This is a genomic window from Desulforhopalus glucosivorans (assembly GCF_054397165.1).
The window spans coordinates 525,681-546,862 of the sequence record NZ_AP044854.1; the positions used below are offsets into that span (position 1 = coordinate 525,681).

Here is a 21,182-nt window from a genome sequence, read left to right on the forward strand (position 1 = left end):
GGGAGTCATGATAGAAAAAGTATTAAAAGGTAACTCTAAATACTGGATGTGGCTCGCTTTTCTGAGTGCATTCATTGCGGTAGGTGCTATTTGCTACCTCAGACAGTTTTTTACTGGAATGGGTATGACAGGTATGGGGCGTGATTTAACCTGGGGTCTTTATATCTCTCAGTTTACATTCCTCGTAGGTGTTGCGGCTGGAGGATTGATGCTGGTCCTTCCATATTATATCCATGATTATAAAGCCTTTGGCAAAATAACCATTTTAGGTGAGTTTCTTGCGATTGGAGCCTTAATTATTTGCCTGATGTTCATCATGGCTGATATCGGACAACCGCTTCGAGGTCTTAACATGGTTTGGCATCCTACACCAAATTCAATGCTGTTTTGGGATATGGTTGTACTGTGGGGCTATCTCATTCTTAATGGTCTGTGCGGGTGGGTTATCCTCACAGCCGAGCGCAAGCAGGTTAAGCCGCCTAAGTGGATTTATATTTTTGTGTACACCTCAATCCCTTTTGCTGTTTCGATCCATACTGTAACTGCTATGTTGTACTGTGGTCTACCTGGTCGTCACTTCTGGCTCACTGCAATTACTGCTCCACGCTTTCTGGCATCAGCTTTTGCCGCGGGACCTTCTATCATCGTCATAGCTTGTCTCATTATGAAGCGTGTTGCTAACTTTGATGCTGGAAAAGAGGCTATTAACAAGATCACCACCATTATTATGTATGCAGCTATTGTTAATGCGTTCTTTGTACTGCTCGAGTTCTTTGTAGGGTATTACTCAAATATTCCTGGTCATATGCACTCTTTGCAGTACCTGTTCTTTGGCCTTGAGCATCATGGTCATGTGTACAATAACCTGGTTCCATTTATGTGGACTTCAGTAATTTGTTGCTTTGGTGCCTTGGCGGTATTCGGTTATATGAAGATTTCCAAAGTCTACAATGAGGCGTTGATAGGGCTGGCCTGTGCAGCTACTTTCATTGCTCTTTACCTGGATAAAGGCCTGGGCTTTGTTATGGGTGGCCTTGTTGTGAGTCCTCTCCATGAAATTAACGAGTACGTTCCAACTGCAAATGAGATTGGTATCACTCTTGGAATCTGGGCAACCGGTTTTCTGATTGTTACTCTTCTCTATAAGATTGCAATCGGGGTTCATCACGAGGTAGAAGCTTAGATTCTTCGCTGATTAATCTAGTACTAACCCCGATACATGGGATAAGTGCCTCGAAGGTCTTACTGCGTGTACAATCTCGTGGTAAGACTAAGCTTACGATTTCAAATTCAACTCCTGAGTTTCCTGTTTTTATGACAGGAGTTCAGGAGTAAGGCACTAAAAACGCCTCCGACTTGTCGGGGGCGTTTTTTTTTGTTAAAAATGTAGCCTGTTACATTTTGCTTTGTTTTCGTTGCTCCATTTGACCTAAGAGGGATAACGTGAAGAAACGTGTGCTTGTCGTTTATTATTCATATACCCAGCAGACCCGGATATTGTTAAAACAGTTTTGTGCAGGTCTTGAAGAGCAGGGTGTAGAATGTGAATATGAGCGAATCGAAGCTGTTAATCCATATGAGTTTCCATTTAAGACAGATGTTCGCTTGATCTCTGTGATGATGAGAACTTTTATAAAAGGCAGAAAAGAAATTCAGCCGGTTTCTGAAAAATGTTTTGGCCCGTGGGATTATATCATTCTTGCTGGTCCCACATGGTCCTACCAGCCAAGTGGGCCGATGCTTGATTTCCTTGATAAGTATGGGGAGAAAGTGCTTGCCGGGAAAAAGGTTGTTCCATTTATATCATGTAGGTCATACTGGAGACTTCATCACTATAACCTCAAAAGAGTCTTTAAAAAGGTGGGGGCCGAAGGTCTCTCACCGGTCGTCTTTGAGCACCCTACAAAAGAGCCGTATCGGGTTATAGGGCTGCTATTAAAGCTCAGGGGAAAGATGATCCAACAGGACTGGTTTAGAAAGCACTATGAATCTTATGGGCATAGTAAGGCCCAGGGGCAGGAAGCCTTTCAATTCGGAGTTGAATTTGGGAAAAAAATCACAACAACATAGTTCATCTCTAATGTTATGTTGAATAATTACAGGTTGTTGTTGAGATTCAACTATCCGAGTTAATGTAACATTGATGTCTTTTAAAACCCCCTAGGGCCATTCACCATTGAGGTAGAGTTGGAAGAAGTATAAGATTTCACTGGAATAAAAAACATAGATTATTGCTGATATTGATAGAAATGGACCAAATGGGATACGTGTATACCCTCCCTTTTTTTGGTAGCCCATTGCAATAAGTCCGACTATAGTTCCACTAAAAGAACTGGCAAAGATTACAAAAGGCAGAGACTGCCAGCCAAGCCATGCCCCGATCATTGCTAAAAGCTTGATATCGCCACCACCCATTCCGTCAATTTTACGAATGAGAAAGTAGAGCAGGGCAATCGAATAGAGAACCCCTCCACCCACTGCGATACCGATAAGAGAGCTTTGCCAGGTGAGAGTCGTGCTAAAGCAGGAGAAGATAAAGCCTGCAATAATTCCTGGCAGACTGATAACATCCGGGATTATCTGGTGGTGGATATCTATGACGATGATAACAAGAAGTGCAGCACAAAAAACAAAGAGAGCGCCAAATTCAATACTCAGACCATAGGAGTAGATCAAGGCTGCAGAAAGTCCCGCCATGGTAAGTTCTACCAGAGGGTATTGCAGAGATATTCTCGCTTTACAGTGACCACACTTCCCTAAAAGAAAGAGGTAGCTGAAAAAAGGAATGTTTTCATACCACCTTAGTGGGGTTTTGCATGTGGGACAGTGGGAGGCTGGGAAGGCTATCGATTGCCCATCACTGGGGAGCCTTAGAATAACCACATTGAGAAAGCTGCCAACGAGTGCTCCATAGATTGCTGCTACTGCAGTGAGAATGGTAAGTGGGATCATAATTTTAAATAGACGTTTATATTACTGAATTTAGTTCAACAATTATTACATAAGGTGTTTAGCTAACTATGTCACAATTCCAAGAAAATGCAATTGTTACTCGTGTAGAACAGCTTTCCGAGTCAAATTATAGGCTAACCTTTGATGCACCCCTTATTGGTGGTGCAGCAAAGCCGGGGCAGTTTGTTATGATCAGGACCTCCATTGGTAAGGATCCTTTACTGCGCCGTCCATTCTCAGTCCATCAGGTGCTGGCGGATGGTCAGATTCAGATCTACTTTAAAGATGTTGGACGTGGTACGAGCATCCTGGCACGGGCAAAGATTGGTGATCTTTTTTCAGTCTTTGGTCCACTGGGACGCGGCTTTTCTCTTACGAAAACAGAGCCTTCAATTCTCGTGGGTGGTGGTCTTGGTATCGCTCCCTTACTCTTGTTGCTTAAAGAAAATTGTCGAATAAAAACCAACTGTGATAACGACATTGTTATCCTGGGAGGTCGAAACAAGGATGAGGTTGAACCCCTTGTTGAAGACTTTAAAAAATATGGTGTCACCGTTCGGGTTTCAACAGATGATGGATCGCTAGGGCAGCAGGGATTTGTTACTGATATTTTTACATCCCTCGATATTCGTCCAGACAGTCATATATACGCTTGTGGGCCTGAGCCTATGATGGAAGGCATGGCTCGTCTCTGCGCTGATCGAAATCTAAAATGTCAGGTCTCTGTTGAAAGTGTGATGGCCTGTGGCATGGGAGCTTGCCTTGGCTGCTCCCGACCAGATAAAAAAGGTTCTTATACCCATGTTTGTTTAAACGGCCCTGTTTTTGATGCGGAGAAATTAGAATGGAATATGTAAAACCTACGGGAGATGCCTTCCCTGATATGAGAGTTGATATTGGGTCTCTTAAACTTGAGAATCCAGTGATGACCGCATCCGGCACCTTTGGTTATGCCAGAGAGTTTGAAAACTTAATGAATCTTCACCGTCTCGGTGCTGTGATTGTTAAGGGGATTTCTCTTAACCCAAGGCCTGGTAATCCACCCCCACGCATTGTTGAAACAGCATGTGGTATGCTTAATGCCATTGGTTTACAAAATGTAGGTGTTGATCGCTTTATAGATGAGAAAATGACGTATCTTGCGGGACTTAATGTTCCGGTCATCGTCAATATACTTGGCGACTCCATAGCTGAATACGAAGAAATTACCAGCAGGCTCAATGGGGTTCCAGGGGTTGCTGGTATTGAGGTTAATATCTCCTGTCCTAATGTGAAAAAAGGTGGGGTTGCTTTTGGTACCAATCCAGCCATGGCCGCTTCAGTGACGTCTGCGGTGAAAGCTAAGTCATCTGTTCCTGTTATGGTAAAACTTTCACCAAATGTCTCTGATATTGGGACCATTGCATTGGCGGTGGAAGAGGCGGGAGCTGATTCAGTTTCTCTTATCAACACCCTGATAGGTATGGCCATCGATATCAAGACTAAAAAACCAGCCCTTGCTAATGTCATTGGAGGACTGTCGGGTCCCGCTATTAAGCCTGTAGCTCTCAGGATGGTATACGAGGTCGCCAAGAAGGTCTCTATTCCTATTATTGGAATAGGCGGTATTGAATCCGCAGAAGATGCATTGGAGTTTATGCTCGCAGGAGCCACGGCAGTTCAGGTTGGAACTGCCAATTTTGTAAACCCCAGAGCCAGTGAAGATGTGGTCGAGGGTCTGGCTGACTACGTTGCACAGGAAAAATTACCATCAGTTCGCTCCATAATAGGGCAGCTCGATCTATCTTAAAATCTGTAACTTTAAAATACAATGATTGAAATAATACCACTTGAAAACATAGATGTAGACATCGAAGTACCTGGCTCAAAAAGTCTTACCCAGCGTGCATTTATCGCAGCAGCACTTGCCGAAGGTACAAGCAGGCTCGTAGGTCCCCTCGAGAGTGAGGATACAGAGTACTCATCCAGTGCTCTTGAGCAGATGGGAGTTGTTATAAATCGGGATAAGGATTGGACTATTACCGGAAACGCAGGTGTTATTGCGCCATCAGATAAGCCTATTTTTCTAGGAAATAATGGAACGGCCACCCGTTTTCTTACCTCCGTTGCAGGACTTGGAGAGTCTTCATATCGTATTGATGGAGATAAGAGGATGTACGAGAGACCAATTGATCCACTGATGAGTGCATTAAGGGGTTGGGGGGTTGATATTACATCTGTGCAGGGTACTGGTTGTCCTCCGTTACAGATTAATGCCGCCGGTCTAAGTGGTGGTGAGACAGTGCTGCCGGAAGGTAAGAGTAGTCAGTATCTTTCGTCCTTACTGCTTGTTGCTCCATATGCTAAGAATCCTGCAACTTTAAAAGTTGAGGGTGAGGTGTTTTCCAAGCCATATGTTGCTATGACCCTTGCTGTTATGGCTGATTTTGGAATCAGTGTCGACTGTACTGAAGACTATAGTTCATTTACCATTCCCCAGGGCTGTTACAAGGCAAGGGAATACCATGTTGAAGGGGATGCGTCGAGTTCGTCGTATTTTTACGCCGCTGCTGCAATTACAGGCGGTCGTGTGGCAGTGACCAATGTTCCCGTCCCCTCTCTTCAGGGAGACTCGATGCTGGTACCATTACTTGGTCGTATGGGCTGTGAGCTTACAAAGCAAGGTAACGGGATTTCCCTTAAAGGACCTGAGCGTCTTACTGGTGTCACTGTTGATATGGCGGATATGCCAGATGTTGTTCCAACACTTGCAGTCGTTGCAGCCTTTGCCGAAGGTAAAACTGTCATTAACAACATTGAGCACCTTCGCATTAAAGAGTGCGACCGCTTAACAGCTGTTGTGACGGAGCTGACAAAGCTAGGTGTTAATATTGAAGAACATCAGTCCTCTATGGTGATTCATGGAGAGGGTGGGCGTGGATTACACGGTGCTGAAATTGAAACCTATGAGGATCACAGAATGGCCATGAGTATGGCCGTGGCTGGCTTACGCATACCGGGCGTTAAAATCACCGGTGAAGAGTGTGTAGGCAAATCCTTTCCTGATTACTGGGATCGATTTGCCTTACTGAGAGGGTAACGACGAGTTACTTATAAAATTCAAAAAAGGGAGATGTCATCCTGGCACCTCCCTTTTCTATTTATTATCCGCTTTTATTACACCTTTTTTGATAAGAAAATAGAGTTTTCCCGGATGTTTCATATGGTTTGCGGCAGTCTCAGCGTATACACCATTTCCCCAGAATACATCAACTCTTCCTGTGCCTTTAATTGCCGATCCTGAATCCTGTGGGAAAACTAACCGTTTCATAGGTTCCCAGGAAACGATTTCCTGATCATCCCCGAGTACCGGTTTCATGGTGTGTAGATATGCTATTGTACCAGTAGGCAGAGACTTTGGGTCTATTGCAATGGAGCGGCCTGCTGTGAGCGGTTCTCCTAAACTTCCACGTGGACCTTTATTGTCGCCCCACCTAAAGAATATATAGCGTGGATTTTGGTGGAGCAGGGGAATGCGTTCACTCGGGTGATCTTCTAAATACTTGCGAATAGCTGGAATGTTGACATCTGCAAGCTTCATGATGTTTGTATCCACAAGTATTTTGCCGATACTTTTATATTCAAGACCATTGGTGCCGGCAAAGCCAATTGACCTGATGGAACCATCAGGGAATTGGATTTTTCCAGAGCCCTGAACATGAAGGAGGTAGGCATCAAAAGGGTCTTTCAGGTAAACAAGTTCATTGCCAGCAAGGTGAAGGGCTGTCTCTATTTCTTCCCGACTCCAAAAACTGGTGAAGTGGTTTGTTTCATCGTAACGACCAATCACAGTTTTTTGCTGAGAGTCAATCTGCTTTACCAGTGATTTTGGTGGGCTATAGAGCGGATAAGTGTAGATTGGGGTTGGGGTAAGACTTCCCTTAAAAAGGGGCTCATAATATCCGGTTACAAGCATTTTTCGGCCCCATTTGTTCTTGCGGCCTCCTGCCTGGAAAAACTCGTAGTTGTTGGTTAAAAAATTTTCTAGCTCCTTTTCACTGGGGCCAGTTTTTAGAAAGCTCCGTAATTCAAGGAGTGAAGTGAGTAACCAATCATTTGTTACACTATATTCACCTATTGGATAAGTTGAGCCTGACGGGAGCTTTTCAAGGTAGTGTTTCTGGCGCTCTATGACGGCAAGTAGAGAGGCGCTATCCATATCATCAAACAGCGGTGATGGGGCAGAAACCTTATGTAGAGGTTTATATGGATCATAAAACCATAAAAAGAAGGTAGTTATAAGAACTGAAATTACAGCACACAGGGTCGCAATAGTGCGAGGGGAGTAGGTCATTGATAGTGTCAATTTTATTTCGAGAATGCTTCTGCCATTTCACTGACTACCATGGCATATTTGTGGCTGTGATTATATTCTGTAATCGCATGGAAATTAGGATATCCAGCAGTGTACCTGAGGCCTCCTCCCTGTTCTTTAGATTGTTCCAGGCCAATTATTGAAAGTTGAGCATTTCCGGGAGGGCGAGGCAGGGAAATGCCTTGACTATCAGCGACATAACGCCATTCGACTCTTGCCTTACGTCCCTTTGCATGGGCTGCAACGAGTTTACTTGAATGGAGTGTATCACCGATTTCAATATACACAGGGGCATCAAGGGTCCAGCCAAAGGTTTTAAGATAATTCGCAATTGATGCAAAAATGTCGGGGATGGATGTTAACAGATCGCTACGGCTGTCCCCATCAAAATCTACAGCATAGGCGTTATAGCTTGAAGGCATAAACTGTGCCTGGCCAAAAGCACCTGCATAAGATCCTTTGATTTCTAGTGGGTTGAGACCATTATCCCTGCAGAGAGTGATATAGTTGATCAGTTCTTTACGAAAGAAATCAGATCTTCTCGGGTAGGCATCAAAGAGAGTGTTGAGGGTTCGGAAAAGATTGAAACCACCCATATTGGAACCAAATCTGGATTCTATCCCCCAGATGGCAACAATCACTTCTCGATTCACACCATATACCCCTTCTATGTGGTCGAATAGTTCGTGATATCTTGCGAGGTACTTTTTCCCGTCATGTATTACAGTCGGGGTGATAAAGAGTGGACGATATTCGTAGTACGGTTTCCCCTCCCACTGCTTATCCATGAGTTGGAGAACTTTTATATCGATATTAACACCTTGAAAAAGCGTGTCCAGTTGCGTTTGACTGAACTGGTGTTCTTCCTTTAGCTCTGTAAACAGCGTTGTATATTTTGTGCTGTTGAGATCAATAACCTGTTTATCTGTGACAAGGTCCGCGGCCTTGGGTTTGTTATCCTCCGCATAGCAGGGCACACCCCCAGAGACCAGGAGTGATAAAAGAGAGAAGATCAGAAAAAGGGAACAGTAGTGCATGGAAAGAGCAACTGTTCCAAATGGGTATGTTCTGGGACTCTTTTGAAAAAATGTGGCCAGCATAGTTGTGATATCAAGGGTAGGTTGTATTGAATGCCTCTAGAAAAGATTCAAATAACTCAGGTGGTAATACGTTGATACCTGCAGCAGCTGATCTACCTCCACCTGTTGGAAAGGATTTGCAGAGTGTGTCAGCATCCCGACGGTCAGCAAGGGGTGCTCGAACACTTATACGCAAGGTCTTATCCGAGTTTTCTGTAATAATAGCGTGGGCAGAATGTTCTTGCTCTCTTGCTTTGAGGTTAGAAAACACACCGGAGACTCTGCGTGACCATGGTGCATCGGGGAATATATATACCCTGTTTTTACCAGGTATTGAATACGGTTTCTGCTCTAAAGCCTTGGCCATATCGCTTGCGTGCCCGTCTCTCAGTGTTGGCAGCTGGGGGGCATTTTCAATAAAATCAAATGGGTTTTTATAGGGGGCGATTGCAAGGTATAAATCAGCTGGGTCAAAGTGTAGATCTGCAAGTGTTGCCCCATAACCGTTATAGTTGAACAATTCTCCCAGTTCCATCAGTGCCCTGCCTTGCCCTTCACTTATTCCAGCTTTAGCTTGAAGCGTTAAGGCACTCTTATGCAGGTTGTCACCGTAAGCACCACATATGGCCCAAAGTGGAGAGGCATCATTTAGAAAATCATTTACAATGATTGAGGTACAGGTTTCAGCAGAGGGATTGATTTGTACACTAAGTGATGAAGAGGTTGGAATCTCTCCTGCATAGTGATGATCAAAGTAGCTGATAGTATTACCGGCTGCTATCAGGTTGCCTAAAGGGGCGCGATTACTATCCAGAGAAATATCAAAAACAGTGACTACACTGTTTTTGATATCTTTAATCTGCTGGAGTAATTTTATGTCTCTTTTTACTCCAGTAATACGTGTTGCACTCGCCTCAGGGTAGGCTAAGCGATACTGATGTAAGGAGAATATCCCATCAGCATCACCATTAAATATGTCGTAGTGCATGGTCTGTGTATTGTTCCCTTTTTGCCGTAATTAGAAATCTGCACCTAATGGGATGCCGATATTAGCAAGATTAAACACTACAAGATAGGTTGTATCTTCTGGTGTATAGGTTGTTTGAAATTTTACAGACCAGCAAAGAGCCTGATAAGTGATTGAACCTTTAGCTTCATTTGTCTCTTCATCTTGCAGTGAATGTTCAATTTCCGCTTTAAGCAGCCAGTTGTTAAATACAGTTGTTCCAAAGGAACCATTAACCTGTTCGATATTACTGTTAGGTTTAAAGGAATAATCAAGAGTGACGAAATCACCTCTGTTATTTTCATAGCTACCTTCAACGGTGTGTGCGTTAAATTCAGAGTCATACACATCGTAATAGGTTTTGTAGGAAAAGGAGGTAAGTTGAGCCGGATACCATTTTAGTTTAGCGTAAATGTCAGAAAATGGAGTGTCTTCTGAATCATCACTGTAGTCATAGGGGTCGTTTGCGTTTCCGCTGAAGTTGTATGATTGTTCAATGGTCAGTTCTGCATAATCAGACAGGCTATCTATTCCACCTGCGTTTTTAGAAACATGGTCAAAGAAGTTATCTATACCATAGGTAATAGTGTTTTCTTCACCAATGTTGTCAACATCGTCAAATTGAGGGATTTCATCCTGATCAACATCAGGAATATAATCGTACTCGATGTATGGGCGGAGTTGGTGACGGAGTGGTGTACTGAAATTAAAATCTCTTTCAAGGGTTGTCGCAACCTCAGTTTCAAAGGCAGCATAGAGACGATTTTGGGTGTCGTCGTATTCCCACTCTTCGTCTCCGTAGGTTTCAACCATATAATAGGTATCTCTAATCGAAATTTCAGCTCTTGATTCGAGATATTGTCCTAAAGGAATTGGGGTTGAAAGGGCTGGCTGGATGTCAAACCTGTTACCACCTAAACCGCTTTCACGCCAGTAGTTGACATAATCAGCATCCCAGCTAAAAGTGACATCGGCAAACCCGGAGTCAATGGTACCCGAATAGTCTACACTTGGCATCGTCCAGAGTGGGGTATCCGCTTCTTCATAGGTTGTTGTCGTTTCGCCGGTGACAGAGTCAGTGGTGGTGACTTCTACCAAATCATCGGATGATGTGTCGCTATCATTGATGGCAATAACTTTTCCAACTAGAGATTGACCACTCCAGCTCTTTAGAACCTTTAATGAGTTTGTTCGTTCAGTCGCTGTATCATCATCAAATCCGCGACCAAATGTATCGATGTAACGCTTCTGAGTATCGTCAAAACCTGTATATCCGCTGTTAAACTCACTCAGATAGTCTTCGTCTGAGGCAATGTCTATATCCAATCTTGATTGCCAGTCATCACCAAAGTCATAATCAGCCTTACCGCGAATCCAGTATCTGTCGCTGTTATCATGGGTGTAACCTGTGTCCGAATAGTATTCGGTCTCTGAAGGATCAGAAAGTGCATCGTCCAGATAAGAAGCTGTAAACACCCCTTTGTTGTTATCGCTAGCTACATAACGAAATTCAGCACCCGGCATAAAACCACGATTGGCAAAATACTCAGGGAAAAAGGTCGCATCAGCAGATTCTGAAATGTTGAGAAAAAACGGTAGGTTTACGCCGAAACCGCTGTTGCTGGAACTTGAGAATTCGGGAAAAAGAAAACCGGTTTGCCTGGTATTTTTAATAGGGACGATGAGATATGGGGAATAGAGAACAGGTACGTTCTTAATTTTGAACTTCGCATGCTTAAGAACCGCGTAGCCACCCTGGCGAATGTCAGTTTGACTACTTGCAAAACTCCAAGGCGGTGTTTTACCATCTTCAACCTTACAGGTAATGGCCCAGCCGTCAACGATTTGGTAGGTGTCAAAACCAGTTTTCTCTATGGTCTCACCTTCAAGGTGAAGAGAGTCTTCGTCCCGGATAACAACAGCATCGGTGAACTTACCTGTTTCAGTGGTGAGGTTCAGCGTTCCTTCTTTGGCTGTGACTTGATCTTCATCTGTAACAATTTTTACGTTACCCTTGGCCTTGATCGATTCAAGGTCCATGTCATAAACCATCCAGTCAGAATTAATCGTGACTGTTGTTTTATATATAGGGGGACCTTCATTTTCCACATCTTCTGCAGTTACTTCCTCAGGTTCAGTGGTCTCACCTAGCAACTCACCCCAGTCGGTTACTGAGTCATCCTGTTTCTTTGTTGTTTTGGGAAGCGGCTCCTTTTTTTCCAGTACTACATTGCCGGTTGCAACTATACTGTTAGGCGATTCATAACGTACGACCTTGTCAGCTGATATATTCCATTCTTCTGTGGAAACATTTTCTGCAAACGATGTTTCACCAAGGAATAGAGAGCAGCACAAAACAGTGGCACAACAGGTAACTGAATATCTCGAATATTTTCTTAGAGATGCAGGCACAGTTAGCTCCTTTCTGGAGATTGTTCTAGAGGGCAATGTCGACATTTTAATCTATGAAAAAAAGGTTTATGAAAAAATATTATGAATTCAGATGTTTAGGCTTAAAGAGAATGGTTTATCCTATCACATATATAAAAAGAGGTCAAAGTTTACGGTTCTAAGCTGACACTGTCAAGGTTAAAGTCTCATCTGAAGGAGGAAAATGGGTAGTGTTTTGTTAATTAAACCATGTGAGAATTGTGTGAAGAGTAACTAGTGGTACAATACAAATTGTTTTTTATATTTGTTGGTTGAGCTCTGGTCACTAACATAATTGTTGACCATTCACAGTCTTTAAGGTGGCTGAGTGAACGTTTGAATTACCGTTGTTTAGTGTCTGCAGTTAAGGCGTATTGCTGCAGACTTAATTACGAAAGAAACGTAAATAATATTTGTGTTTCATGTGAATTGACTGTACTAGTGTTCAGCACTGTACATTGTTTTGTCTCCATTATATGATAATCATGTACAGATATCCTCTTTTTTAGGAATGTACCGAAAAGAGTGATCTTGGAATTTGAAGTGAAAGGACGTTATTTCCATTCTCGGGCAACATTAATCTTATAACTGACAGCTGAGGTCTCGTACAGGCCTGTCTACGCTGCCATTGTCAGAGAATATAATATTGTTTTTCCACTGGTATTAACAGACATAAGGCATCGCGCAGTAAGGTAATACAACCCCTTTATTTGGCGTTGATGATATTAGAAATAGTAAACCTGTGGCTTGGATTTTAATCTCAGTTGCAGGTTATAAGGAATAAAGATGGTAGAAAGGAAAAAATCAGACAAAGAAGATAAAACCGTCAAAATCAAAGCAACAACAGGTGCATGGTGGAAGAGTAAAGCTTCTGATGAACCGGTTGAGGCTCCTGCCGAAGTAAAAAAAGATGTCAAGGATGCATCTAATGCAGTAAAGCCAAAGCGAGCCCCAAGAGCTAAGAAAGCTACGCCTGCAGTAAAAACTCCTCGAAAGTCAACTCGTACAACAACGAAGAAGAAAGTTGAGGAAACAACTGATAGTACCCTCGCTGAAACTGAATCATCACCTGAAGCTTTAGTCCCTAAAGCACGTGCCCCCAAAAAAACGACTCCCAGAAAAACAACAGCAAAGCCGCGGACCAGTAGGGCAAAGGCAAAGAATCCTGAAAAGGAATCTCTTGAAGTTGTAGCTGTGGATCAAGCTGTTTCTGCCGAGAAAGAGCCTGAAGTTGTGGTGCCCGAAGAAGCTAAGGATACTGCACCTGAGAAGGCTAAAAGTCCAAAACCCAGAAGGGGAAGGCGACCTAAGGCTGCCCCTAAAAAAGACACCTCGACCGGGCAGGAAGAAGGCGTCGATGAGGTAGATGGAAACAAGGCGGCAAAAGAGCAACAACTCGCGGAAGCAAAGGCCGTAGCAGAACAGAAGGATATTGATGGTAATGTTGTAGAGACGGTAGCCACAACTGAAACTCAAGATGCAGAAGCTCGGAAGGCAAAAAGCCCTAAACCCAGAAGGGCTAGAAAGCCAAGAGCTGCAGCAAAAAAGAAAGAAACGACGACAGACAATGTTGAAGGTGCTGTAGCCGAGGAAATTGACGGCGCAGAAACATCTGCTGATAACGAGCCGGTAAAGGCTAAGGCTACAGATCAACGAAGTGAAGCCCAAAAAACATCTCCCAAAAAGATCGAAGAAGAACCGCAAGAGGAGATAAAGAAGGTCTCTAAATTGCTGATTAATGCAGAGGAGCCGGAAGAGTGTCGTCTTGCTCTTTTAGAAGATGGGCGTCTTGAATCCATAAATGTTTCAACCACTGTTCGTACTCAGCGGAAGAATAATATTTATAAGGCACGTATTGTCGCAATTGAGCCGAGTCTGCAGGCAGCATTTGTCGAGTATGGAACAGACAAGAACGGGTTTCTGCCATTTAGTGAAATCCATCCTGAGTATTTCAAACAGGAACTCAGCGAGAGTATTCAGCATTTGGTAGATACCCAGCAGTGGAAGAAGCTGAGCATTACAGATGTGGTTGAAAGAGGGACTGATATACTGGCCCAGGTTGTTAAAGAAGAGGTCGGGAAGAAGGGTGCTAATATGACGACCTATCTTTCTATCCCCGGACGCTGTGTTGTCTTAATGCCAGGTTCTGATTCCTCAGGTATCTCTAGAAAAATATCCGGAGAGCAGCGAAGATCTCAGCTGAGGGAGACCATGAAGTCAATGGAACTTCCAGAAGGGATTGGTTGGATTGTTCGGACTGCAAGTGTTGATATTACAGAAGAAGATCTGAGTCGTGATGTTGGCTACCTGGTTAAATTATGGGATGATATTAAAGGTAAGGGACAACGTCTTGAAGGTGTAGGGCTGGTTTACGAGGAGCAGCATAGTGTCTTGCGTTTTCTCCGGGAACATTTTGACCCTTCAATTCAGGAAATCCTGGTTGATGACCGAACTGCACTTGAGCAGGTGAAAGATTTTGTTCAAATGCTTCCAAAAGATCAGCAAAATGTGACTGTGAGGTTGCATCAGGGAGCTCGCCCGATTTTCAATCAGTTTAGTGTTGAGGATCAGATAGAGTCAATCTATCAACCCCAGGTCAGTCTTCCTTCCGGCGGCTCTATTGTTATAGATCCCACAGAAGCTCTTGTGGCCATTGATGTGAACTCCGGCTCCACCTCAAAGGGGAAAAATTTTGAAGCCTCAATCTTTCAGGCAAACATGGAGGCTGCCGTAGAACTCGCAAGGCAGTTACGCCTAAGGGATCTTGGAGGTCTGATTGTCGTGGATTTTATCGATATGCGTAGTCGTAAAAACATCATTGCTGTTGAAAAACAGGTGCGCGCTGCGATGAAAAAAGATAAGGCCAAGGTTGATTTTAGCCGTATCTCTAAATTTGGCCTTATGGAAATCTCAAGACAGAAGCTTGGAGCTCCAATTGAAGCGGGCAATTATCGCAGGTGTGAACACTGTAAAGGGCGGGGAAGTGTTCGTTCTATAGAGACTCTATCTCTGTTTTATCTCAGAAGGGTGCAGACAGGTGCGAGTCGTAAACCTGTAGAAAAAATAGATTGTCATTTCCCTATGGATGTTGCAGCCTATCTTCTCAATAAAAAACGAACTGAGATAAATGAGATGGAAAAACGTTATAATGTGGAGATAACCATTCATGCAGAAGCCAGTATGAAGCCAAGTGATAATGAAATAATTTTCCATAAAGCAGAAAAAGACACAAATAATAAAAAACAAGCTTGAGTTCATTTTCAAAGTGGGGTATATAGCTACCTCCGATGCACCAGTAGCTCAGCTGGATAGAGTACCTGACTACGAATCAGGGGGTCACAGGTTCGAATCCTGTCTGGTGTACCATAAGATATTAAGGGGTTACAGCTTTTAAGCTGTAACCCCTTTTTTCTTTTCCGGTACCCAATAGAGATAATGACGTCGAGGTAAGCGATTCTCAACTATTGTTAGTGTAAAGATCATTGGCTCTTTGACATCAGTACTGTTAAAATCGGAATTTCTGTTTTAATTTCAAGGAAAATTAACAGGAGCCGTATACGAATTCCGTACCTACGTTTCTGTGAGGGGATAAGGTGCGCTTAATTAACCCACCTTACCCTGCTCGATTTTATCCTACGTTCAATTTCTCTTCTATTATGGGGGCCCTGTGAATTCGTTTTATTTTATCTATGAAGTTGAGCCGAAGACTGAGAATCCAGTGATTGCGCATGTTTCTAGGGCTGTTTCTCATATTTGGGTGATAGCAACTGATATAAGCGCAGCAAGAGATGCAGCACACCGTTTGCTCGAAACTGGACATTGGGAGCTAAGCGAAGAGAAGGAGGCACATTTAATCACTCCAGAGAAGATTGATGAAATGGGAGATGAAGAGCTGTCGAATTATCAAACAGCACAAAGAGAAGGCATTAAGGCGAAGTTTTACTATTGGCACAGGTCTGAGTGATTATACCTTGGTGCCACGGATTCCTAACTCCCCATCGATAAATTATATAAACAAAGAGCAATGAACAATATCTGGGGGGGACTAACCTGACACCATTGTTCCTTATGATGCATCTTATAAGTATCATTGTATGCGTCTCATATGATAAGGAGTAAGAACGATTCGAGGACCGCTGGGATGTCATCACCAACCCTTGAAGAATCGATCTCTTTTGGTACATTGTATCGATAATGTTTTGTTGTATCCATACAGTTAAGCGGGCCAACTGCAAAAATATAAAGGTTACATATGCCAAAGAATATAATTTTAATTGGTTTTATGGGAGTAGGAAAGGGGCGCACTGCACGTGAGCTTTCCAGACAAACTGGTCGTTTTACCATCGATACAGATGATCTGATTGAATCAGCAACAAATGTGAAGATTAAAAAGATATTTGAAACACAGGGTGAACCGGCATTTAGAAAACTTGAGTATGAGATGGCCCTATGGCTAGAGCACAATGTCAGTAATACCATTGTCTCAACGGGTGGCGGCTTTTTCATGGTGGATAATATTCAAAAACTCGGCACAGTTATCCATCTTCACGCGAGCATTGATGGAATCCTTCAAGCAATTAATAACCATCCCAAAGCTGCCAAAAAGATACATAAACGCCCTCTACTTCAGGATTTAAATAAGGCTAGAGAACTCTATGATATCCGTCTTCCTCTCTACAGACAAGCAGCCTCCCACACTATTGATATTGAAGGAAAAGACATCTCCGATGTTGCAAAAGAGATCAGGTCATTAGTGTAGAAAGTCGGAGTGTAATTCGTATCTGATTTTACCAGGTGTCATCAAGTCGGACTCTTGTTACTCAGAAAGGATTCATGGCGAAGATTGGAGAGAGCCTGAAGTGATTACCTGTAACTGCCTAACAATAAAGATGGGGCAAATGTGAGGATTCTCTTTACAGAGATTACAGTGTATGAAGCCATATCAGAGCTTGTTACGCTCATCATTAAGCTGATCAATACGCTGTAGGTTGACTCGTGAGAAAGCTTTGTGTATCGAGTACAGAACCTCATTTTAATTCGCTTAAACAGGCTACACTTTATCTGTATAAACACCATCGATTAATTACCCGTGACAGTTTGCAGCAATACGTATAGAGAAACCGAATCAGGATATTAGACGGATCTCTCCTTCGTGAATAGGTTTGTCGTGTCCACTTGCTCCGTAAAGTCGCTATTAAAACGATTGCTTATGTTAAGAATTGGGGCTTACAGGTTCCTGGTGCGGGGCGTAGTTCTTACAAAGACAGGGGTACTTAGTTTGGAATCACTGAAAAGGTTATTGCTGGTATCTTTCTCAGACCATGCGTAACTTTTTTGCACACTACGTGTGAAGGAATTGTCAATCCAGATGCCGTGGAAGCAATACTTTTTGTAAGGTTCTGGATAAATAACTCTGTAACATTCTGCAATTTCAATAATACTTTAAGTTAATAGATTTCGGCATATCGTTTGCTAGGTCTGAACCAGTCTAGAGATAGCTCTGGTGTCATGATTCAGGGTTGTACATTATCGTTCCCTGTTAATATAGCAAATGGAGATAGTCATTTTTATTAATTTTCGAATAACAGAAGTTTGTAAGAAATTTTACTTTAAACTGTTCATATTCATTCCCCTTATTTTCTGTTTTGCGATACCAGCTGTTGCACAAGAGTACTCTTTTTCCTGGTCGGCAAATGACGGTCAGGTGGATGGGTACAAATTGTATTATAAAAAAGGCGGTTCTGCTGGACTTCCATTTGACGGAAGTGACGCTTTTGAAGGGGATTCTCCCATCAGCATAACCAATGGAACATCAGTCACAGTTTCCGGTTTAGAAGAAAATACTACCTATCATTTTGCCCTGACAGCCTATAGTGGTGCGGATGAAAGTGATTTTACAGATATAATTACAGTGTTTCCAGACGATCAACAGGAGCGAATCGCAAGAGTCCTGACAATTATCAACAATTACTTATTGCTTGACCAGGAATAATCAAAACAACTCGTTGAGACCAACACAATACATTGTAGACCAAATCACTACACATCGTGTCGATATATAATTCGAAGGCTGATTTCCCCTATTTTCTTTGAGGGAAAGTTCCGACAGTCTCACTCATTACCTTTAGTAGACCACTTTCCTTTAAGGTGTTCGACACCAACGATTCGATTTTGCAGGTTGGCAAAGCTTTGACTGTTTATCATTAATTTCGCCGTAAAATCTTTTAAACATCCTTCGCACATACCTGTAACATCTTCTTCTCTGAGGTTCTGGAAATTGTCAGCACAAGCAAAACACAAGGCATCCTGATTTTCACTGAATATGATTGTATCTGCACTACCGTTACCAACATGTTTACAGACAATCCAGACGGGAACTGCACCATGCTTTTTGCATGTCTCTTGATGGTTCATTATGGTTTGGTCTCCGTAAAGAAGGGGGCGTTTTTAACTTTTCTCTCATTGTTCACATTTTCATTTTGTTTTACCCGCATACCGTTCTTATCCGCAATATTATGTGACAATAATTTTGAATTTTTCTTAGAGGTGTAGAAACTCAGCTAAGAAAACTACATGAGAAAATGTAAGTGGATGGGGCGGCCAATTTCTCACTTGTCTCGTAATATCTTACTGTAACCGCAGAGTATTATATGGTCAAATTCAAACTTTTTGCCGTTCTACAACATTTGGATTGTAGGGAGCTAAGGAGGCTTTTTTTGAAAGAACTTGACAAGATGCGAAAAATTACTGTTTTTTAACGTTTTTTAGTTGTAGAGAAAGTGAAATGCTTTCTATGTTACACGTTGCAATGTAGAGATAAATGTACATTGTTCGTCTGTTGTTGAAAACAGGATCGGAAATGTGTTCCGACCATAAATAATACAATGAGGAAAGAAGAATGATGAAAATGAGAGTGGTTCTATTTTTAAGTGCTCTGGCATTGGCTTTTGCCGGGCAGGCTATTGCTGCTGACAAAATTGTTAACGGTATTGATGCAAACTTCCCTCCGTTTGCCTATATTGATAAGACTGGTCAGCCAAGCGGTTTTGATGTTGAGGCCATGGAATGGGTAGCAAAGGAGATCGGTGTTGAGGTAAGTCACCAGCCTATTGAGTGGGATGGTATTATCACCAGTCTCTTGACTAAAAAGATCGACATTATTGCTTCTGGTATGAGTATCACCGAAGAAAGAGCCGAAAAAGTTAATTTTTCTATTCCTTACTGGGTCATCAAGCAGGTTATGGTTACCAAAAAAGATTCTGCTCTTACCATCGATGAACTGTTGAAAGGTAAAAAGATCATTGGTGTTCAGCAGGGAACATCAGAGGCAAAATGGCTGAAAGCCCAGGCCGCTGAAAAAGGTTGGAATTTTGAGCTTCGTTACTACAGCTCTTCGCCACTCGCGGTAGAAGATGTACTTAACGGAAGAATCGCTGCAGCTGCTATGGATGATGCTCCTGCAAAGGATGCTGCTTCCAAGAAAGATGTTCAAATTGTTGGAACCTTCGGTATGCATGATGAAGAGTTTGGTTATGCCGTTCGTAAAGAAGACAAGGAACTCCTTGAGAAGGTGAACAAAGCCCTTGCCAAGCTTATGGCAACACCTACCTGGAACGAGATGATCGAAAAATTCGAACTTGGTAAATAAGCTCTACTCCACCGGCTACCTCCCTTGTCTGATGGGGTGTAGCCGGTCTTTTTTCTGTTGTTTAAGTAATTTCAGGCTCATACACAACCTACCTCGATGTACCATCTTTCCTCCAGGCATTACTTCGCCTCTTGCTCAACCGCACTGTTGAGTGAGAAACTGTATTATTTCCTTGCAGGAAAAGTCGCTGTATTTTACCTTCCGACGCCAGTAAGATTGTACGGTTCAGCCGTACTGTTAAACATCTCTTAAGTATCCTTATTGAAGGAAACCCATGCAAAACGCCATCTCTGTAATCATTGATTCCCTGCCATACTTACTTCAGGGTGCGTCTCTCACTGCAGGCATCGTTGTTTCTGCAATGCTTCTGGGCCTTTTTATCGGTATTTTTATGGCAGTCGGTTTGGTGTATGGGAATCGGTACATCAAGTTTTTGCTCTCCGCTTACGTCTGGATATTTCGTGGGGTGCCTGTCGTTGTACTGCTTTTTCTTTTCTACTTTGGATTGTTCACCTATCTGAATTTGAATCTGAGTGCCTTTGCATCTGTGACAATTGTTCTCGGTATGACCACTGGGGCCTATCAGGCAAATATTTTCAGGGGAGCTATTCTTTCCCTGCCACAAGGACAGTTCAAGGCAGCAAGTGCACTTGGCATGAGTAATGGCCAGGCGATACGCAATATTGTGTTGCCGCAGATTTTGAGGATGTCGATTCCTGCCTGGTCCAATGAGTACTCTATTATTTTAAAAGACTCTGCTCTTGCCTTTGTTATTGGTGCTCCTGAGATTATGGCAAGAACCCAGTTTGTGGCGTCCCGCACGTATCAACATCTGTCGCTCTATATTGCTGCAGGGTTAATTTACTTTTTGCTCACCTGGGCTGGAGTTATAGCTCTTAGGAAACTGGAACAGTATCTTAGTATCCCCGGATATTCTCACGAAGGAAACAAATCATGACAGACCCAATTCTAAGCACCCATAATATTACGAAATCCTTTGATGGTAAGACTATCCTGGGTGGTGTGAGTTTTCAGCTTGCCAAGGGGGAAATCAAGGTGCTGATCGGTCCTTCGGGCGGGGGAAAAAGTACCTTGCTGCAATGTGTAAATTGTCTGGTCATCCCTGATGATGGCGAAATTACACTGGAAAATAGTAATATAGATTTTTCCAGTAAGAAGGATCTGTATCGCCTTCGACAGCAGGTTGGTATGATTTTTCAGGATTTCAATCTCTTTGACCATCTTAATGCCATCGACAATATCACTATTGCTCTTCGTAAGGTAAAAAAAGTGAGTAAGAAAGAGGCGGAGACACGGGCCAGGATGGAATTAGAACAGGTTGGTCTAGGTGATAAAGGGGATTTGTATCCAGCGCAACTCTCAGGTGGACAAAAGCAGCGGGTTGCCATTGCCCGTGCGCTTGCAATGGACCCAAAGGTCCTGATGCTTGATGAACCAACCTCCGCCCTTGATCCAGAACTTATTGGCGAAGTTATTGCGGTTATTAAAGGACTGGCAGTAAAAGGGATGACCATGATAATGGCGACCCATCAGATTAGTCTTATCTCCGGCTTAGCCGATGAGATTCTCTTTATGGAGAATGGAAAAATTGTCGAGCAGGGAAGTCCGGCAGAACTCCTGTCTTCAGGTAACTCTAGTAAATCCCAAGGGTTTTGTGACCGATTGAACGAGCTTTCGGTGGTGGAGGGATAG

At 42.9% G+C, this 21,182-nt stretch carries 18 protein-coding genes and 1 tRNA gene; 13 read left to right on the top strand and 6 right to left on the bottom strand.

All coding sequences use genetic code 11. The features are described 5' to 3' along the window. Positions 1-7: 7 nt before the first annotated feature. Both dsrP and ACX6CI_RS02290 read left to right on the top strand, forming a co-directional pair. The gene (gene dsrP / locus ACX6CI_RS02285) at positions 8-1,183 is read left to right on the top strand and encodes a sulfate reduction electron transfer complex DsrMKJOP subunit DsrP (protein WP_458776566.1); all 1,176 of its coding nucleotides are present in this window, start codon (positions 8-10) and stop codon (positions 1,181-1,183) included. Between the two features lie 260 nt (positions 1,184-1,443). Beyond that, entirely contained in the window at positions 1,444-2,070 is a 627-nt protein-coding gene (locus ACX6CI_RS02290) for a hypothetical protein (protein WP_458776567.1), read from the top strand. Positions 2,071-2,160: 90 nt separating this feature from the next. Here ACX6CI_RS02290 and ACX6CI_RS02295 read toward each other — a convergent pair whose 3' ends face one another. Beyond that, positions 2,161-2,952, bottom strand: coding sequence for a prepilin peptidase (locus tag ACX6CI_RS02295; protein ID WP_458776568.1), 792 nt, complete (start codon positions 2,950-2,952; stop codon positions 2,161-2,163). Between the two features lie 68 nt (positions 2,953-3,020). On the opposite strand from ACX6CI_RS02295, the gene ACX6CI_RS02300 reads away from it, so the two are divergent. The 3 genes from ACX6CI_RS02300 to aroA are packed head-to-tail and all read left to right on the top strand — an operon-like array spanning position 3,021 to position 6,031. Then, entirely contained in the window at positions 3,021-3,809 is a 789-nt protein-coding gene (locus ACX6CI_RS02300) for a dihydroorotate dehydrogenase electron transfer subunit (RefSeq protein WP_458776569.1), read from the top strand. Beyond that, positions 3,797-4,741 carry a dihydroorotate dehydrogenase gene (locus ACX6CI_RS02305; RefSeq protein WP_458776570.1) on the top strand — a complete coding sequence of 315 codons (945 nt, stop codon included), beginning with the start codon at positions 3,797-3,799 and terminating at the stop codon, positions 4,739-4,741. The genes ACX6CI_RS02300 and ACX6CI_RS02305 overlap by 13 nt, the downstream gene beginning before the upstream one ends. Before the next feature lie 21 nt (positions 4,742-4,762). After that, on the top strand, positions 4,763-6,031 hold the full coding sequence (aroA, locus tag ACX6CI_RS02310; RefSeq protein WP_458776571.1) for a 3-phosphoshikimate 1-carboxyvinyltransferase: 1,269 nt from the start codon (positions 4,763-4,765) through the stop codon (positions 6,029-6,031). A 57-nt stretch (positions 6,032-6,088) separates the two neighbouring features. Here aroA and mltA read toward each other — a convergent pair whose 3' ends face one another. The 4 genes from mltA to ACX6CI_RS02330 are packed head-to-tail and all read right to left on the bottom strand — an operon-like array spanning position 6,089 to position 11,803. After that, positions 6,089-7,285: a murein transglycosylase A gene (mltA, locus tag ACX6CI_RS02315; protein WP_458776572.1), complete on the bottom strand. Its 1,197-nt coding sequence runs from the start codon at positions 7,283-7,285 to the stop codon at positions 6,089-6,091. 14 nt (positions 7,286-7,299) lie between these two features. Then, the gene (locus ACX6CI_RS02320) at positions 7,300-8,406 is read right to left on the bottom strand and encodes a lytic murein transglycosylase (protein ID WP_458776573.1); all 1,107 of its coding nucleotides are present in this window, start codon (positions 8,404-8,406) and stop codon (positions 7,300-7,302) included. A 10-nt stretch (positions 8,407-8,416) separates the two neighbouring features. Then, positions 8,417-9,373, bottom strand: a complete 957-nt coding sequence (locus ACX6CI_RS02325) for a DHH family phosphoesterase (protein ID WP_458776574.1) — start codon at positions 9,371-9,373, stop codon at positions 8,417-8,419. Between the two features lie 30 nt (positions 9,374-9,403). Beyond that, entirely contained in the window at positions 9,404-11,803 is a 2,400-nt protein-coding gene (locus ACX6CI_RS02330; RefSeq protein ID WP_458776575.1) for an LPS-assembly protein LptD, read from the bottom strand. A gap of 804 nt (positions 11,804-12,607) precedes the next feature. Here ACX6CI_RS02330 and ACX6CI_RS02335 point away from each other — a divergent pair. From ACX6CI_RS02335 to ACX6CI_RS02355, 5 genes are all read left to right on the top strand, one after another. Further along, positions 12,608-15,073, top strand: coding sequence for an Rne/Rng family ribonuclease (locus tag ACX6CI_RS02335; RefSeq protein WP_458776576.1), 2,466 nt, complete (start codon positions 12,608-12,610; stop codon positions 15,071-15,073). Between the two features lie 37 nt (positions 15,074-15,110). Then, a tRNA-Arg gene (locus ACX6CI_RS02340) sits at positions 15,111-15,187 on the top strand. Between the two features lie 301 nt (positions 15,188-15,488). Beyond that, positions 15,489-15,785, top strand: coding sequence for a hypothetical protein (locus tag ACX6CI_RS02345; RefSeq protein WP_458776577.1), 297 nt, complete (start codon positions 15,489-15,491; stop codon positions 15,783-15,785). Positions 15,786-16,073: 288 nt separating this feature from the next. After that, positions 16,074-16,580 carry a shikimate kinase gene (locus ACX6CI_RS02350; RefSeq protein ID WP_458776578.1) on the top strand — a complete coding sequence of 169 codons (507 nt, stop codon included), beginning with the start codon at positions 16,074-16,076 and terminating at the stop codon, positions 16,578-16,580. A gap of 792 nt (positions 16,581-17,372) precedes the next feature. Then, complete coding sequence (locus ACX6CI_RS02355) at positions 17,373-17,813, top strand: fibronectin type III domain-containing protein (protein WP_458776579.1); 441 nt, start codon at positions 17,373-17,375, stop codon at positions 17,811-17,813. 119 nt (positions 17,814-17,932) lie between these two features. Here ACX6CI_RS02355 and ACX6CI_RS02360 read toward each other — a convergent pair whose 3' ends face one another. Further along, positions 17,933-18,235 (bottom strand): hypothetical protein, encoded by a 303-nt coding sequence (locus tag ACX6CI_RS02360; RefSeq protein WP_458776580.1) that lies wholly within the window; start codon positions 18,233-18,235, stop codon positions 17,933-17,935. Positions 18,236-18,719: 484 nt separating this feature from the next. Between ACX6CI_RS02360 and ACX6CI_RS02365 the strand changes: the two genes are divergently transcribed. From ACX6CI_RS02365 to ACX6CI_RS02375, 3 genes are all read left to right on the top strand, one after another. Beyond that, a complete protein-coding gene (locus tag ACX6CI_RS02365) occupies positions 18,720-19,469 on the top strand; it encodes an ABC transporter substrate-binding protein (RefSeq protein ID WP_458776581.1) in 750 nt (249 codons plus the stop codon). 274 nt (positions 19,470-19,743) lie between these two features. After that, on the top strand, positions 19,744-20,427 hold the full coding sequence (locus tag ACX6CI_RS02370) for an amino acid ABC transporter permease (protein WP_458776582.1): 684 nt from the start codon (positions 19,744-19,746) through the stop codon (positions 20,425-20,427). Beyond that, entirely contained in the window at positions 20,424-21,182 is a 759-nt protein-coding gene (locus ACX6CI_RS02375; RefSeq protein ID WP_458776583.1) for an amino acid ABC transporter ATP-binding protein, read from the top strand. The genes ACX6CI_RS02370 and ACX6CI_RS02375 overlap by 4 nt, the downstream gene beginning before the upstream one ends.